The sequence below is a fragment of the Synechococcus sp. H60.2 genome (genome assembly GCF_047462315.1).
Classification (GTDB): domain Bacteria; phylum Cyanobacteriota; class Cyanobacteriia; order Thermostichales; family Thermostichaceae; genus Thermostichus.
Genome location: NZ_JANSIZ010000023.1, coordinates 1 through 14790 on the forward strand (window position 1 = coordinate 1; position 14790 = coordinate 14790).

The 14790-nt window shown below is 61.9% G+C and carries 13 protein-coding genes; 8 read left to right on the plus strand and 5 right to left on the minus strand.

Translation table 11 applies throughout. The features are described 5' to 3' along the window. Positions 1-187 precede the first annotated feature (187 nt). The 4 genes from trpE (at position 188) to NW845_RS05305 (ending at position 4248) form a co-directional block, all read left to right on the plus strand. Positions 188-1684, plus strand: coding sequence for an anthranilate synthase component I (gene trpE, locus NW845_RS05290; RefSeq protein WP_414365568.1), 1497 nt, complete (start codon positions 188-190; stop codon positions 1682-1684). 6 nt (positions 1685-1690) lie between these two features. Then, complete coding sequence (locus tag NW845_RS05295) at positions 1691-2488, plus strand: phytanoyl-CoA dioxygenase family protein (protein WP_414377282.1); 798 nt, start codon at positions 1691-1693, stop codon at positions 2486-2488. Between the two features lie 83 nt (positions 2489-2571). Continuing rightward, a complete protein-coding gene (chlG, locus tag NW845_RS05300; protein ID WP_414377284.1) occupies positions 2572-3636 on the plus strand; it encodes a chlorophyll synthase ChlG in 1065 nt (354 codons plus the stop codon). 156 nt (positions 3637-3792) lie between these two features. Further along, entirely contained in the window at positions 3793-4248 is a 456-nt protein-coding gene (locus NW845_RS05305) for a hypothetical protein (protein WP_414377286.1), read from the plus strand. A gap of 20 nt (positions 4249-4268) precedes the next feature. Here NW845_RS05305 and NW845_RS05310 read toward each other — a convergent pair whose 3' ends face one another. From NW845_RS05310 to NW845_RS05320, 3 genes are all read right to left on the minus strand, one after another. After that, on the minus strand, positions 4269-5636 hold the full coding sequence (locus NW845_RS05310) for an MFS transporter (RefSeq protein WP_414377288.1): 1368 nt from the start codon (positions 5634-5636) through the stop codon (positions 4269-4271). Positions 5637-5702: 66 nt separating this feature from the next. Then, on the minus strand, positions 5703-7115 hold the full coding sequence (locus NW845_RS05315) for an aspartate ammonia-lyase (RefSeq protein WP_414377291.1): 1413 nt from the start codon (positions 7113-7115) through the stop codon (positions 5703-5705). A gap of 9 nt (positions 7116-7124) precedes the next feature. Next, a complete protein-coding gene (locus NW845_RS05320) occupies positions 7125-7403 on the minus strand; it encodes a hypothetical protein (protein WP_414377293.1) in 279 nt (92 codons plus the stop codon). Positions 7404-7703: 300 nt separating this feature from the next. Here NW845_RS05320 and infC point away from each other — a divergent pair, with 300 nt between their 5' ends. From infC to NW845_RS05335, 3 genes are all read left to right on the plus strand, one after another. Further along, entirely contained in the window at positions 7704-8261 is a 558-nt protein-coding gene (infC, locus tag NW845_RS05325) for a translation initiation factor IF-3 (RefSeq protein ID WP_414365575.1), read from the plus strand. Between the two features lie 15 nt (positions 8262-8276). Then, positions 8277-8741, plus strand: a complete 465-nt coding sequence (bcp, locus tag NW845_RS05330) for a thioredoxin-dependent thiol peroxidase (protein WP_414365576.1) — start codon at positions 8277-8279, stop codon at positions 8739-8741. A 147-nt stretch (positions 8742-8888) separates the two neighbouring features. After that, positions 8889-10814: a serine/threonine-protein kinase gene (locus tag NW845_RS05335; RefSeq protein ID WP_414377296.1), complete on the plus strand. Its 1926-nt coding sequence runs from the start codon at positions 8889-8891 to the stop codon at positions 10812-10814. A 144-nt stretch (positions 10815-10958) separates the two neighbouring features. Here the strand turns inward: NW845_RS05335 and NW845_RS05340 are convergent, their stop codons facing one another. Together NW845_RS05340 and NW845_RS05345 are read right to left on the minus strand one after the other, a co-directional pair. Further along, positions 10959-12452 carry a YcjF family protein gene (locus NW845_RS05340; protein ID WP_414377297.1) on the minus strand — a complete coding sequence of 498 codons (1494 nt, stop codon included), beginning with the start codon at positions 12450-12452 and terminating at the stop codon, positions 10959-10961. 283 nt (positions 12453-12735) lie between these two features. Beyond that, positions 12736-12903: a hypothetical protein gene (locus NW845_RS05345; protein ID WP_414333977.1), complete on the minus strand. Its 168-nt coding sequence runs from the start codon at positions 12901-12903 to the stop codon at positions 12736-12738. 103 nt (positions 12904-13006) lie between these two features. On the opposite strand from NW845_RS05345, the gene NW845_RS05350 reads away from it, so the two are divergent. Beyond that, complete coding sequence (locus NW845_RS05350; protein WP_414377300.1) at positions 13007-14782, plus strand: phospholipase D-like domain-containing protein; 1776 nt, start codon at positions 13007-13009, stop codon at positions 14780-14782. Positions 14783-14790: the final 8 nt, after the last annotated feature.

The following is a 14790-nucleotide window of genomic DNA, read 5'->3' on the forward strand; positions in this document are numbered from 1 at the left end:
CTTGGATGCTTCAGCTCTACTTCAGAGACCCGGTACACGGGATCGATGAAGCAACTGGGGCAGAAGAAGAGACAAAAATCTCGCCGTAAAGCGGATGGGGAAACCCCACCCGCCTGCGCGGTGGGGTAGTTCATTGGTTGCCCGCCTTAGGGTAAAGTCGAGAGGCAAACCGCAGGAAGTGCAGGCCATGATCTTCCCTTCCCTGAAGGAGTTTCTCGCCCTCAGCCAACAGGGTAATTTCATCCCGGTGTACCAGGAATGGGTGGCGGACTTGGAAACGCCCGTCTCCGCCTGGTACCGGGTCTGTGCCGGGCGGCCCTACAACTTTTTGTTGGAATCGGTGGAGGGAGGGGAGCAGGTGGCCCGCTACAGCTTCCTCGGCTGCGATCCCCTGTGGGTGCTAGAGGTGCGCGGGGATCAGGCCTTGCAAATCCACCGCGACGGGCGTCGAGAACAGCACCACGGGGATCCCTTTGCCATTTTGGCCCGCTGCCTGCAGCCCTATGAGCCGGTGCACCTGCCGGAGTTGCCCAGCAGCATTGGCGGGCTGTTCGGCTACTGGGGCTATGAGCTGATTCGCTGGATTGAGCCCAAGGTACCCATCCATCCCCCGCAGCCAGGGGATCCGCCCGACGCCATCCTAATGCAGGTGGACAGCATCCTGATCTTCGACCAGGTGAAGCGCAAGATCTGGGTGGTGGCCTTTGCCGACACGCGCCAGCAGCCGGCGGAGCAGGCCTACGCCCAAGCTTGCCAGCGGGTGGAAACGCTGCTGCAACAGCTCAGCGCTCCCCTGTCGCTATCCCACTTCAGCCTCGACTGGAAGCCCCACCTGCCCGATGCCATTCCCCCCAGCACCCTCAGCCGCGCCGCCTACTGCCAGGCGGTGGAGCAGGCCAAAGCCTACATCCGCGCCGGCGAGATCTTTCAGGTGGTGCTCTCGCAGCGCTTGACCAGCCGCTTTGACGGGGATCCCTTTCGCCTCTACCGCTCCCTGCGGCTGATTAACCCCTCCCCCTACATGGCATTTTTGCAGTTTGGGGATCTGTGCCTGATTGGCTCCAGCCCAGAGGTGATGGTCAAGCTCAGCCGGGTGGGGGAAGAGCGCATCGCCACCGTGCGTCCCATCGCCGGCACCCGCCCCCGCGGCACTACCCCCGCCGAAGACCGCCAGTTGGAGCAAGAGCTCTTGGCGGATCCCAAGGAGCGGGCGGAGCACGTCATGCTGGTGGACTTGGCCCGCAACGACCTGGGAAGGGTCTGCCGCCTGGGATCCGTGCAGGTGGACGACCTGATGCAGATTGAGCGCTACAGCCACGTGATGCACATCGTCAGCAACGTGGTAGGGCAGTTGGATCCCCGCTACAGCGCCTGGGATCTGCTGCGGGCCACCTTTCCTGCCGGCACCGTTACCGGCGCCCCCAAAATTCGCGCCATGCAGATTATCCACGAGCTGGAAGGGTGCCGCCGCGGCCCCTACGCCGGTGCCTACGGCTACTATGACTTCTCCGGCCAACTGAACACCGCCATCACCATCCGCACCCTGCTGGTTCAACGGGGCCAGGTGAGCGTCCAAGCCGGGGCGGGCATCGTGGCTGACTCGGATCCAGAGCGGGAATATCAAGAATGTTTGAACAAGGCGCGGGGCATGCTGATGGCAGTGGCCAGTCTGCAAAAGGGGTAAAGGTTCATGTTAGCCGAGGTGCGCTTTAGCCATACAGGACAGCAGCCGGATCCGGAGACCGTAGAGCAGGCGTTTCACCTGTTTTCCACCGAGGGCTACCTGGTGCTGCCGGAGATCTTCCCCACGGCGCTCATCGACAAGCTGCACAGCAGCTTTCTGGCCACCTACAGCCGCTACTGCACCCACGAGAACCACACCGACGCCCTGTTGGTGGGCAATCGACGAGGGATGGTGACGGTGCGCCTGGAGGGGCCCTTCAATGATCCCCTGCTCTATGCCCACCCCTTAGTCCTGCCTATTTTGCAGCGAATCTTGGGATCAAGCCTGATCCTGAGCGGGATGGGGGTGGTAGTTTCTCTGCCGGGATCCGCCGACCAACAGGTTCACCGGGATCTCTCCCACCTCTTCGGCGACGCAATTCTAGATGCCATCATCCCCTGCTATGCCCTCAATCTTCTCATTCCGCTGGTGGATGTCAACGAAGAGAACGGCATAACCCGTCTCTGGCCCGGCAGCCATGCCGTTTTCGAGGCCCACTACACCGAGCTGATCCGGCAGATGCCCTTTGTCGATCCGCCGCTGGCCAAGGGATCCTGCCTGCTGTTCGATTACCGCTTGATCCACCTAGGCCGGGCCCATCGTTCTACCGCTCCCCGGCCCCTCCTTTACAACACCTACAGCCGACCTTGGTTCCGGGATCCCGTCAACTACACCCGGCAGCCCCCCTTGGTGATCCCGGCAGCCGAGAAAGAGCGGATCCCGGCCCAGCACCAATCCCTATTCGTGGCAGCGCAGATTGTCTAGAGGAAAGTTTTGAGGAACGGGGGAAGATGCCTCAGAATGGGGGTGGGTATCCCCGTTGTTGAAGTTTGATTGCGCACCCCACTATGAGCGAAAGCACCTCTCAAGAGCCATCTTTGGCGCCAGCGGCAGACGCAATGGCCCCTGCTGCCGATCCCAGCGCAGAAACCGCGCCGGCTCCTGAAACCGACCAAGGATCCGCCAGCCGGCGTGTCCGTCAACTTTTGGGCATGAAAGGGGCAGAGGTGGAGTCTCGCTCCGTTTGGCAAGTCCACCTGCAACTGATGAAGCCCGTCACCTGGATCCCACTGGTGTGGGGCCTGATTCCGGGGGCGGCCTCTTCTGGCCACTTTACCTGGACTTGGGAGAACGTGGCCCTCATCCTGGTGGGCATGATCCTGGCCGGCCCCCTGATGACCGGCTACACCCAGACTCTGAACGAGTACTACGACCGCGACATCGACGCCATCAACGAGCCCTACCGCCCCATCCCTTCTGGGGCCATCTCCCTCCGGCGGGTGGTTATCCAGATCTGGGTGCTGCTGATCTTGGGGCTGGGGTTGGCCTATGCCCTGGACTGGTACACCGGCCACGACTTCCCGGTGATCACCTGCATTGCCCTGGCGGGAGCCCTAATTGCCTACATCTACTCGGCGCCGCCCCTGAAACTAAAGCGCAATGGCTGGCTGGGCAACTACGCCCTGGGCGCCAGCTACATTGCTTTGCCCTGGTGGACAGGCCACGCCCTGTTTGGCCAGCTCAACTGGACAGTCTGCATCCTAACTCTAATCTACAGCTTGGCCGGCTTGGGGATTGCCGTGGTCAACGATTTCAAGAGCATGGAGGGGGATCGGCAGTTTGGCCTGGCCTCGCTGCCGGTGATGTTTGGCGCTATGGGGGCGGCCTGGATCGCGGCGCTGATGATTGACCTATTTCAGTTCGGCATGGCCTCGTTTTTGCTGGGAGCCGGCCTAAAGCTCTACGCCGCAATTTTGGTGCTGCTCATTATCCCCCAGATCACCTTCCAAGACATGTACCTGCTGCGGGATCCGCTGAAGAATGACGTGAAATACCAGGCCAGCGCTCAGCCTTTTCTGGTGTTGGGGATGTTGGTGGTGGGTCTGGCGCTGGGGCGTTCCGGGCTGTGGTAGTCGACCCGAAGGCCAAGTGCCCATCCTGGCAAGCGAGGTGACGGCTTCTGCCCTGGGTCATCCTCTCTACCGGGGCCAAGATCAAGTTAGGGATCCCTCTAGGGTAGCCGATGGATCCCAAAGAGTGGAATGGCCCTGGGCCAAAGGAGAGGTCCGATGAAACTGTTTTTTCCCCGCCCACTGGGGCTAAGCCTGGCTTTGCTCTTGGGGGCTGTCGCTCCTGTACAAGCTCAGCGGATCGTCATTGATGGCCGCGGGATCGTTGTCGAACCCAGCACCGGTGGCTCGGTTATCCTCAACCCCGGCCAGCCGCTCTTGGCTCCGTTCCCGACCGGGGGAGCTCCTTTTTCCATCGATGCCGAGGGCCAAGTGGTCTCTGCCCCTGGCTACCGCTGCAGCGCCGCCACTGCTGCCGACAACTCCCCCATCATCTGCCGCTCCCAGTTCAATTCCAACGACGTGGTGGTCTACGAGCGGGATGGCCGCTCCAACACCTTCTTCGTCAATACTGACAACACCGGGATCCGGCCCAGTGGCAGCGGCCTGCGGATTCTGCCCAACTCCGAGCCGGTGCAGCCCTCCGGCAGCGGCCTGCGCATCCTCCTCAACTAAAGAGGGGAAGCGGCTCTTGTCTAGGCGGATCCCGCCCGTCTTGCTTCTAGTTCCTGCAGGATCTGCCGGTGGCGCTGCCGGGTGATGGGGTAGAGCCACACCAGCAGGATGCCGCCGATTAAAACCACCGCCGGCAAGGGGCCAATGGCAAGGCGGATGGCCAACAGGGCCGATTCCGGCTGGGTGGGCGGCGGCTCCCCGGCCACCGAAGGGATAAAGCCAGACCACTCCAGAACTTGCCCTAGGAAAAACAGCCCCAGTCCTAGGCCTACCTTTTGCAGGAACACCATCAAGGCACAAAAGATCCCTTCCCGCCGCTCCCCAGTTTGCAGCTCATCCAGGTCGATGACATCCGGCAACATCGACCAGGGGCCGAGGTAGGCCGTGGCCGAAACCCCCACCCCCGCCAACAGCGCCAGGGCAACCATGAACCGCTCCTGGCCGGGCTGTAGGAAAAACAGGCCGGCTTGGGAGATCAGCCAAAACCCCGCCCCGATCAGGTACATGGCGCGCTTGCCCAGGTGGGCGCTCAGTCGCGTCCAGGCAAACAGGGTCAGCACCGCAACGCTCTGAACCGCCAACACCACTAGCGAGATCCACACTTCCGGCAACTGCATCCAGAAAACGATGAAATAGGGGATGATCGTGGCCGTAAACTGAAACGCCAGCCAAGAACACAGGTAGATGCCGCTGACAAATAGATAGGGGCGGTTGCTGAAGGCCACCCGCAGTTGCTGCAGTAGGGGCAGCGGATCCCGCCAGGATTGATACTGTTCTCGCACCCCCCAAAAGCAGAGCAGCAGGGGCAGAGCCGAGATTACCCCAAAACAAGCTCCCGCCAGCAGATGGCCAGCAGCCCGATCCGGCAGCAGGTTAACCAAAAGCGGAAAGGTGACTACTGCAACCATGCTGCCCCCCACCGAGAAGGCAAAGCGGAACTGGTTGAGCTGGGTGCGCTCGTCGTAGTCTTGGGTTAGCTCCGCTGTCAGAGAGGCATAGGGAATGTTGGCGGCAGAGTAGAAGGTGTTAAACAGCAGCGACACCGCCAGGTAATAGGCAAACAAAAGCCCAGTTCGACCGGGAAAAGGGATCCACCACTGCGCCGCAAAGGTCAGGGCAAAGGGAAGAGCCGAAAACAGCAACCAGGGGCGGCGACGACCCCAACGGCTGCGGGTGCGGTCGCTGAGGATGCCGATGAGGGGATCGTTGAGGGCATCCCAAAAGCGGGTGATGGCGTAGATGCTGCCGGCCAGGCCCGCCGCCAGGCCGACAGTATTGGTGAGAAAGGGCAGCAGGAAAAAGATGAGGATATTGGCCGTCATGCCCGTGCCCAGATCCCCCACCCCATAGGCCAGCTTGGTCCACCAGCTTAGTCGTCTGTCGGCCATGGCTTGCTCGGCAAAGGGGTGTTGACGGGGAAGGGGCGGAGGCCAATGGCCTTTGTGGCAGAGGGGCTAGACGCGCATCTGGCTCATTGCCTCTAGATCTAGCACCCTGGCCACCTCTTCTGGACTCATCAAGTTGCGCTCTAGGACAATCTGGCGGATGGGCTTCCCCGTTTCCAGGGAGATCTTGGCCACTTCTGCCGCCTGCAGGTAGCCAATGTAGGGGTTGAGGGCAGTCACCAAAGCCAGTGTCCCCTCTGCATAGCTGCGACAGCGATCCGCCTGGGCGGTGATGCCGCGGACGCAACGTTCAGTAAAGACCCGCAGGCTGTTGTTGAGGATCTGCAGGCTATGCAGGAGGTTATAGGCAATTAGGGGCATCATCACGTTGAGTTCAAACTGCCCTGCCTGGGCCGCAAGGACAATGGCAGTGTCGAGGCCGATGACCTGAAAGCAGACCATGTTCAGCATCTCAGCCATCACCGGGTTGTACTTGCCGGGCATGATGGAGGAGCCGGGCTGCACCGGCGGCAGTTGGATCTCTTTAAGGCCGGTCTTAGGGCCGGAATCCATCAGCCGCAGGTCATTGGCCAATTTGATGCCGTCTTGGGCCAGGTTGCGCAGGGATCCCGATAGGTGCACCAAGGGGGCCATGCTCTGCATCGCCGCCATGGGATGGGGAGCCGGCGTGAGGGGCAACTGGGTGTACTCTGCCAGCCGCTGCACCACCTTTTGCCGGTATAGGGGATGGGTGTTGAGGCCGGTGCCAACGGCGCTTCCCCCCAGCCCCAGGCTGCACAGGGCTTGGCTGGCCTCCTCAATCCAGCGGCGGTGCTGGGCAAAGATGGCTGCGTAGGCGCCGAAGCTGTCCCCTAGGCGCACCGGCACTGCATCCTGCAAATGGGTGCGGCCCGCCTTGAGGATGGCGCGAAACTCCTGCGCCTTTTGCTCCAGCGCCGCCACCAGGTTGTCCAGCGTGCCCAGGAGATCCCGCCGCACCCGCAGCAGGGCGGCCAGACGAATGGCGGTGGGGATGACATCGTTGGTGGACTGGCCATAGTTGACATGGTCGTTGGGGCTAACCCGCTCGTAGCGCCCCTTAGGCTCCCCCAGAATCTCTAGGGCGCGGTTGGCCAGCACCTCGTTGACGTTCATGTGGTGGGAGGTGCCTGCCCCGGCCTGGTAGACATCCACCACAAACTGATCCCGCAGGGATCCCTGGAGGATCTCGTCCGCTGCTTGGACGATGGCCTTGGCCACCTCAGGGGGAATGCAGCCCAGCTCGCCGTTGACTTCAGCCGCCGCCTTTTTAATGAGTACACAGGCCTCCACGTACTCCGGTAGCGGCTTGAGGCCGCTGATGGGAAAATTCTCCAGGGCGCGGGCGGTTTGGATGCCGTAGTAGACCGACTGGGGCAATTGCCGCTCCCCCATCGAGTCTCGCTCGCTGCGCACTTGCAGTGGGTCTGTCTTTGGAACCATAGCACAGCTTTAGCTGGCAGGGCTCTCCTCAGCGGGTTTTTGGGAAGGCTCCTGCAGGGTTAGGGATCCCTTTTCCTGGAGGGCGGCCAGCTGTTGGCTGAGGCGCTCGTTGTTTTCCGCCAAGACGAGCACCATGGCCGCGCAGGCCAGATGGACTCCGGCCCGGAATTCGGCCGAGGTTTTGTACTGGGCCAGCGCCTCGCTGTCTCCTTCCCGCGGGCTTAGGATCAGTTGCACCGACTTTTGGGCCAACTCTTTCAGTTCCCGTTCCGTTAAACCGAGCTGCACTGCTTCTGCCCTCCCTTCTAACCGGAAAACAAGCCCCACCCTGCCCTCTCGCCAGCAGGATTGCCACTTTGGTTATCCTACCGCGGTTGCTGCCCCAATCCGGCATCCTTACTTCCAGGGGATCGGCTCAGAACCCCTAGAAGAAAACAAAAAATGCCAGCTAGTATAAGTGCAGCATGCTTTGCCCTTCTGGCCGATGGCCCACTTGGGGGTGCAAGTCCATCGGCCGGCAACGGCGCAAAATAGCCTGCTATTCTCTGAGTACTACCCATCTTGGTTGTTGTTCACAGAGAGGAAAACTTGTCCGTAGAACGTCCACTTGACCGCTTTCCCCACAAGCAGCGCGCAGAGCTGCCGGCGATTAACGAGCGCATCCGCTTCCCCAAAATTCGCCTCATCGATACCGATGGCACCCAGTTGGGGATCATGAGCCCGCGCGAAGCCCTGCGCTTGGCCGAAGAAAAAGATCTGGACTTGGTCTTGGTGAGCGACAAAGCGGATCCCCCGGTCTGCCGCATCATGGACTACGGCAAGTTCAAGTTTGAGAAGGAGAAAAAAGAACGGGAGGCCCGCAAAAAACAACACACCGCCGAGATCAAGGAAGTGAAGTTTCGCTACAACATCGGCGAGCACGACTACCACGTGCGCCTGCGCAGCGCCCAGCAGTTTTTGGGGGATGGAGACAAGGTGAAGGCCACGGTGATGTTCCGCGGCCGCGAGGCGCAGCACGCCGAGTTGGGAGAAGAATTGTTGCACCGCCTGTTCAAAGACCTAGAAGACGTGGCGGAAATGCAGCAGCCCCCCCAGAAGGAAGGGCGAAACATCATCATGATCCTCTCCCCGAAAAAATCGACCTGAGGATGAATCCCACCGATGCCGCTAGCAGTTGGGGATCCCGCGCCGGAGTTCACCTTGCCCGATGCCGAGGGCAACTTGATCAGCCTGGGCCAGTTGCGGGGCCGGCGGGTGGTGCTCTATTTCTACCCGCGGGACAACACTCCCGGCTGCACCCGAGAGGCCTGTGGCTTTCGGGAGGCCTACGCCGACTATCAAGCCCACGGGATCCAGATCTTGGGGGTGAGCCCCGACGATGCCCGCTCCCACCAAAAGTTTGCCCAGAAGCTGCAACTGCCCTTTCCGCTGTTGGTGGATGAGGGGGCCAAAGTGGCCAGTGCCTATGGGGTCTATGGCCCGAAAAAGTTCATGGGCAAAGTGTACAACGGCATTCACCGCACCACCTTTGTCATCGATCCGGAAGGGAAGATCGAGGCCATTATCACCAAGGTCAAGGTGGAGACTCACGCGGCGGAGCTGCTCCAGCAGTTAACTGGCTCCTAGTCTCTCTGTTGGGGGGTGCAGGGGGAGGGGGAGCCCTGTCGGCAAAGCTGCCGATAGGTCTAGCGTTCCCCTGCCCAGGTTAGGACAAAAAGGGATCAGTTAAGGGATATAACAATACAAAGTGCTGGTATGGATTCCCCTGGGGCCGTGTCCCGACGCACCCGTACCACCAAGTCCATTCACGAGAGCTACCAAATTTTGGGTCTGGCTGGCCAAGGGCAGTATGGGCGTGTGTTTTGCGCCCGGCCCCGCCAAGGGGGGGAGCTGGTGGCCCTCAAGGAGCTGCCGGCGGAGCGTTTCCCCACCCCTAACCTGCTGCGGGAGCTGCGCTACTTGCTGACGTTGAACCATCCCAATATCACCCGCTGCTACGCCCTCGAACATGCCCGTGAGGGGCGCTATTTGGTGTTGGAGTACTGCGAGGGAGGCACCCTGCGGGAGCTGATCGACCAGGTGGAGCAGGGGCTGTGGCTACCGGTCAAGCAGGTTTTGGGCTTTGTGGATCAGATCTTGGCCGGCTTGGATCATGCCCATCGACAGGGGGTAATTCACTGCGATGTGAAGCCGGAGAACATTTTGCTCAAGCCCACACCCCAGGGCTGGCAACTGAAGCTGACGGACTTTGGCATCGCCCGCCACCCCCAGCCTGCTCCTGGCGAGATCACGGCTACCGGATCCCCGGCCTACATGGCCCCGGAGCGCTTCTACGGCCAGTTTAGCCCCGCTTCCGACCTCTACGCGGTAGGGATCATCCTCCTAGAGCTGTTGACGGGCCAGCGGCCCTTTTCCGGCTCCCCTAGCCAGTTGATGCACGCCCATCTCAACCAGCGGTTTGTCTGTCCAGAGGGGATCCCGGCCCCGCTGCAGGAGCTGCTGGAGATCACGTTGCGCAAGTTGCCCCTGCGGCGGTTTCGCACGGCGGCGCAGATGCGCTCGGCTCTGGCGGTGTTGGCCCAGGAGTGGCAGGAGCCAGCCAGTTGCTGGGTTGGCCCTCGCCTGCCCCGGTGGTCTCCCCCCGGTTTGCAGATCTGGGATCTGCCGGATCCAGGTTTTGTTGGCGGTGGCGGGATCGAGTCCCTGCCTGAGCAAAAGTTCTACATCTGCGAGGATCCCGGCGGCTGCCGCTCTCCGCTGCTGTTGCGGGTGACCTCCCAAAAGCTGGAGTGGCTAGAGCTGCAGGCCCTTGCCTCAGGAGCGCTGCCTCTAGCCTGTTTCTCCTTGGCCGAACCGTTGCAGCAAGTGCTGCCCTTGCCGAGCTTCCCGGAGGCTTTGGCTTTTTCCAAAAGCAGCCTTTTGCACCTAAGTCCCGCACGCATCCGTACCTTGCTGAGTTTTGCGGAGGATTGGCGGGCCACCTGGCTAGAGGAGCAGCAGGAGCTAATCTGGGCCACCGCCCAAGAGCTGGGGGCTGTGCAGTGGCAGCCAAAAGGGCCAACCGCTGCTCAGCTCTTCCCTGAGTTCCACTGCTATTTCCGCTGGCCTGGGCAGAGGTTGCAGCCGGATGGCCAGGGATCCCTGCCCCGCTTGCTGGCCCTCTCGGATTATCTGGTTTTGCTGACAGGTGCGGGGCGGCAGTGGGTGCAGATGAGCCTTTTGCCCTATCCCACCGGTTTGCCTTTGCAGCCGGGATCCCAGCCGCTGCGCTATCGCCTACCCCTGGATCCCAAAGGGAGGGTGCTCAGCTTGGGGGAACGGCTGATTTTTGCCCCCAGGGATGGAGAGGGGCAGGGATGCTGCCCCCACCTTTGCTCGGTGCAGGTCAACCCTCTGCGGCTGCGCCGCTGGTTTTTGAAGGGGTGGCCCCTGCAGATGGCCAAGGCCCCTTGGGGCGTGCTGCTTCTGTGTCGCGAGGGAGAGGAGTTCTCTTCCCTTTGGTTGTATAGCAAGGGGGGGGATCCCTTGGCCCAGGTGGCCGTGCCGCCCGGATCCGAGGTGTTGCAGGTGGGGCAAAGGGGACTGGTCTGGCTGCAAGTGCCCAAGACCGGGAAGCCGCAGCAATTTCAGCTTTGGCAGTTGGATCTTAACCAGTTGCCGGCCAATGGCCATGCTGTTGAGGTGGTTTCTTTGGGCTAGCGACGGGTCAGTTGCCAGGGATCCTTGCCACTACCTTCGGCTCTGCTTCCTTGGGGAGCGGGAAAAATAGGGGCTGAGAGGGCAGACTGTTTCGCTGCCAACTCTTTGCCCTGAAATGGCTGTAACTGAGCTTGGGCTGTTTGGCTAGCTACTGGAGTGGGCTTGGCGAGCCAATTGCTTGAGAAAGGTCAGAGGATGACGGTTGTGAAGCTGCTGCTTGAGCCGCTCTTGCAGGAGCTCCTCCTGCCAGGGATCCCCCGATTGCAGCCACTCCAAGTAGCTGAGCCCTGCCACCCGCGTCAGATAGGCCCCGCTAGCCGCCTGCAGGGGGATCCCCACAAACATCCAGGGGCTGGCTTTGAGGACAGAGCCTAGGGAGTGGGTAGCCAGCTCTAGTCCCCCGAGCTGCACAATCATTTGCGCCAGGCTGCGGGCAATTTGCTGGGCCTGCTGCAGAGTGATGCGGCGATCGAACACCTGATGCAGCTCCCCGATCATACGCGCCTGGATGGCTACCCCGGCCAGCACATCCAAGGCCGGGAGGGGGGTCACGGCCAAGGCAGCGGCCGTCGCCCACTGCATCCGTTCCACGATCCGGCGACCCTGTTGGTGGCGCTCTTCCCGCAAAGCCTGTTGGACGGCCTCGCCCAGCGTTTGGGTCTGCAACAGGGCGTTGGCCAGGCGCAGATGGGATCCCTTTTGCTGTAGCAGGCGGGCCATCTGCTGGATGAGGGCGGCAGTATCGGGGGGCTGTGGCTCCCAGGTCTCTTGCCGGGATCCGTCTGGAAAGCAGTAGCGGACTTTCAAGGGCTCTGGGTCGGCAGCAATGGCCACCACCTGCTCAGGGGGGATGACGCCGGCGGTGCGCTGGCGCAGGTGGGCCAAGATGATCTCCACCTCTTCCGGCAGCATTTGATCCGTCTTGTTGAGGGCCAGGATGGTGGATTTCCCCAGCCGGGCCAGCTCTAGCAGCTCGGCATATTCCGAGGCCAGCAGATCCCCGGCCACCACCAAGATCAGCAGATCGGCCTTCTGGGCCAGGGCGCGCGCTTCTGCCTCGCCGGCGCCGCCGATGGTCAGCAGGCCAGGGGTATCGGTGAGGGAGATGGGGCCGCTCCAGCCCTCCAGCCGATAGGTGTGAACGGATCCCTGCTGGGTAGTGCCCAGGGTGGGAGCGGTTTCCCCCACAGGCTGCCCCATCAAGGCGTTGATCAGAGAAGTTTTACCAGCAGAGGCAGTGCCGAACACCACCAGGTGCAATTCCTCCTGGGCCAGCCGCCGGTCGATTTCCTGCATCTTGGCCTGTAAGGCGCGACGGCTGATCTCGTTTTGCAGCTTCTGGATGAGGCGATCGACATCCTGCAGATCCGCCTGCACCTGATCCCGGGTCAACTTAACCCGCCGTTTGCCTGGGGTTGGATCCCTCTGCTGTTGGCGAGCCTGTTGCCACCAGCGCTGCACCGCCAGCCCTGCCGCCACCGTTCCTCCCAGGATGCCGGCCACCACCAGATCTGCCAGCGGCACCGAATAGGGAGCAACAAAGCTGTAGATGCCACTAACCCATTGCAGGTATTGGCTGAGAGCCGCCAAGCCCAGCCCCGTCAATAACCACAGCCACGTGGAGCGCGACAACACCATGCCAACCCACAGCTTGCCCAAATGCCCGATCCGGAACGGAGCCTGATCTCTAGAGAAGCTCTGAAGATCTATCCAGAGGTCTACAAAGGCAAGAGAAGCGATCGCAAATTCAGGACGGCTAAACCCTCTCCGCTGGCAACCCCGGCGCAAGCTGGAGCCGCAGCCTCTTCTTTAGCATAGGGCTTAGTGTAGCTGAGCATACAATTTTTTCGGGTGAGCCAGCGCAGGGACAGCTGACCCCAGCTAGGGAATCAACGAGAGAGGCAGGCACTGAAGAGCGTCCTCAGCCCAAGCGGCCAGGGATCCCCGCCAAAACCGCCGGCGGCTCCAGCGGCGCCGGCAGAAACTCACCCCCCCGGTAGTCCAGTAGCTGCACCAGGAGCAAGTAGCCCACCCCCAGGGCAATGGCCAAAGCTCCCGTAACAATAGCCACCCACTTAGGCCGTTCCACGCTGCGCCTCCCCCGTCAACTGCCTATCCCTACCCATGATGCCCGAAACGACCACTTGCGGCCCAGCCAAGGATGTCTGGAAGTTTTTGTATCCTGAGGGGGTGTGAGGTCTGGAGAGATGATGAACGGGATCCCATCTTGGCGGCGGCAACTGCGGCGTTGGCTGCCCTGGGCTGCCCTGCTGCTGCTCCTGGTGGCAATTGGCTACTGGGTGGGCCCCCGACCCCGACCTTATCCCCAAGAGCCAGAGCTGCCCACCCTGGCCCCTCTGCCGCAGCACCCCCGCATCCGGGTGGCCTTCAACCAAAGCCGCGAGAGCACCTATCGGGATCCCTATCGCCAGGTCTATCGCTACGGCTACAACCTAGAGGAGTTGATTATCTCTCAGATTCGCTCTGCCCGGCAGTCGGTGGATGTGGCGGTGCAGGAGCTGAACCTGCCTCTCATTGCCCAAGCCCTAGCCGAGCGGCGGCAGGCCGGGATCCCGGTGCGGGTGATTACCGAAAACACCTATGTGCGGGCCTGGCACCAGCTCACCCCTGCCGAAGTGGGGGCGCTGGACGAGCGCAGCCGTCAAAAGTTCGAAGAGTACTGCCACCTGGTGGATGTGAACCGGGACGGACAGTTCTCCCCTGAGGAGATCGCCAGCCGGGATGTCTATGCCCTGCTCGATGGGGGGCAAGTGCCCTGGCTGGATGACACCGCCAACGGCTCCAAGGGCAGCGGCCTGATGCACCACAAGTTTGTAATTATCGACGGGCAGCGGGTGCTGACCGGGTCGGCCAATTTTACCCTCTCCGATATTCACGGAGATTTCGATGCCCCCGGCAGTGTGGGCAACGCCAATCACCTACTGCTGCTCGATAGCCCCGAGCTGGCCCGCATCTACACCGAGGAATTCAACCTCATGTGGGGGGATGGGCCAGGGGGATCGCCCGACAGCCGCTTTGGCGTGCAAAAGCTCAGGCGCCCCCTGGAGACGGTTTACCTTGACGATGCCATCGTGGGGGTGCATTTTTCCCCTGCCAGCCGCTCCCTGCCCTATGAGGCCACCTCCAACGGCCTCATCGCGGCCACCCTGGCCCAAGCGCGGCAGCAGGTGGATCTGGCTCTGTTTGTCTTTACCGACTCAGGCATTGCCAACCAGCTCAGGCAACTGCGCCAGGAGCGTAACGTAGAAATTCGCGGCCTGTTTGACCCTGGCTTTGCCTTTCGTGACTACAGCCGCACCCTGGAGATGTGGGGGCTGCTGCTCCCCGACGAAAACTGCCGGATGGACGCGGCCCGCCTGCCCTGGACAGTGCCCGCCTCCTCTGTGGGCGTGCCCAACCTCGCTCCGGGAGACAAACTGCACCACAAGTTCGCCATCGTTGACCCCGGCACCCCCCAGGCCACGGTGATCACCGGATCCCACAATTGGTCGGTGGCGGCCAACCACCTCAACGACGAAAACCTCTTGATCATCCGCAACCAGCGGGTAGCGGATCACTTTGTGCGCGAGTTCGAGCGGCTCCTTGCCGAGGCCCGCTTTGGCCCCAGCCGCCGCCTGCAGCAACAGGCGGAAGAGAGAGCCCGCCTCTGCCCCAGCCCTGTCCCCGTTGCCCTCTCCCCATCTGAAGCAGAGCCGGAGCTGCTGGAAGTCGAGGCGATCTCCGTTCCTAACAGGGGATCCCCTTCCCAGCCGGCTACCCCGCAATCTTCTCGCGTGAACTTAAACACCGCCACCGCAGCGGAGCTGGAGCAGTTGCCCGGCATTGGCCCGGGCCTGGCGCAGCGCATCATTGAGGCCCGCCCCTTCTCCTCCTTGGAAGATCTGCAGCGGGTCAAGGGCATCGGCCCGGCCCGGATTGAGCAACTGCGGGATCGGGTCACCTGGTAGGGATCCCG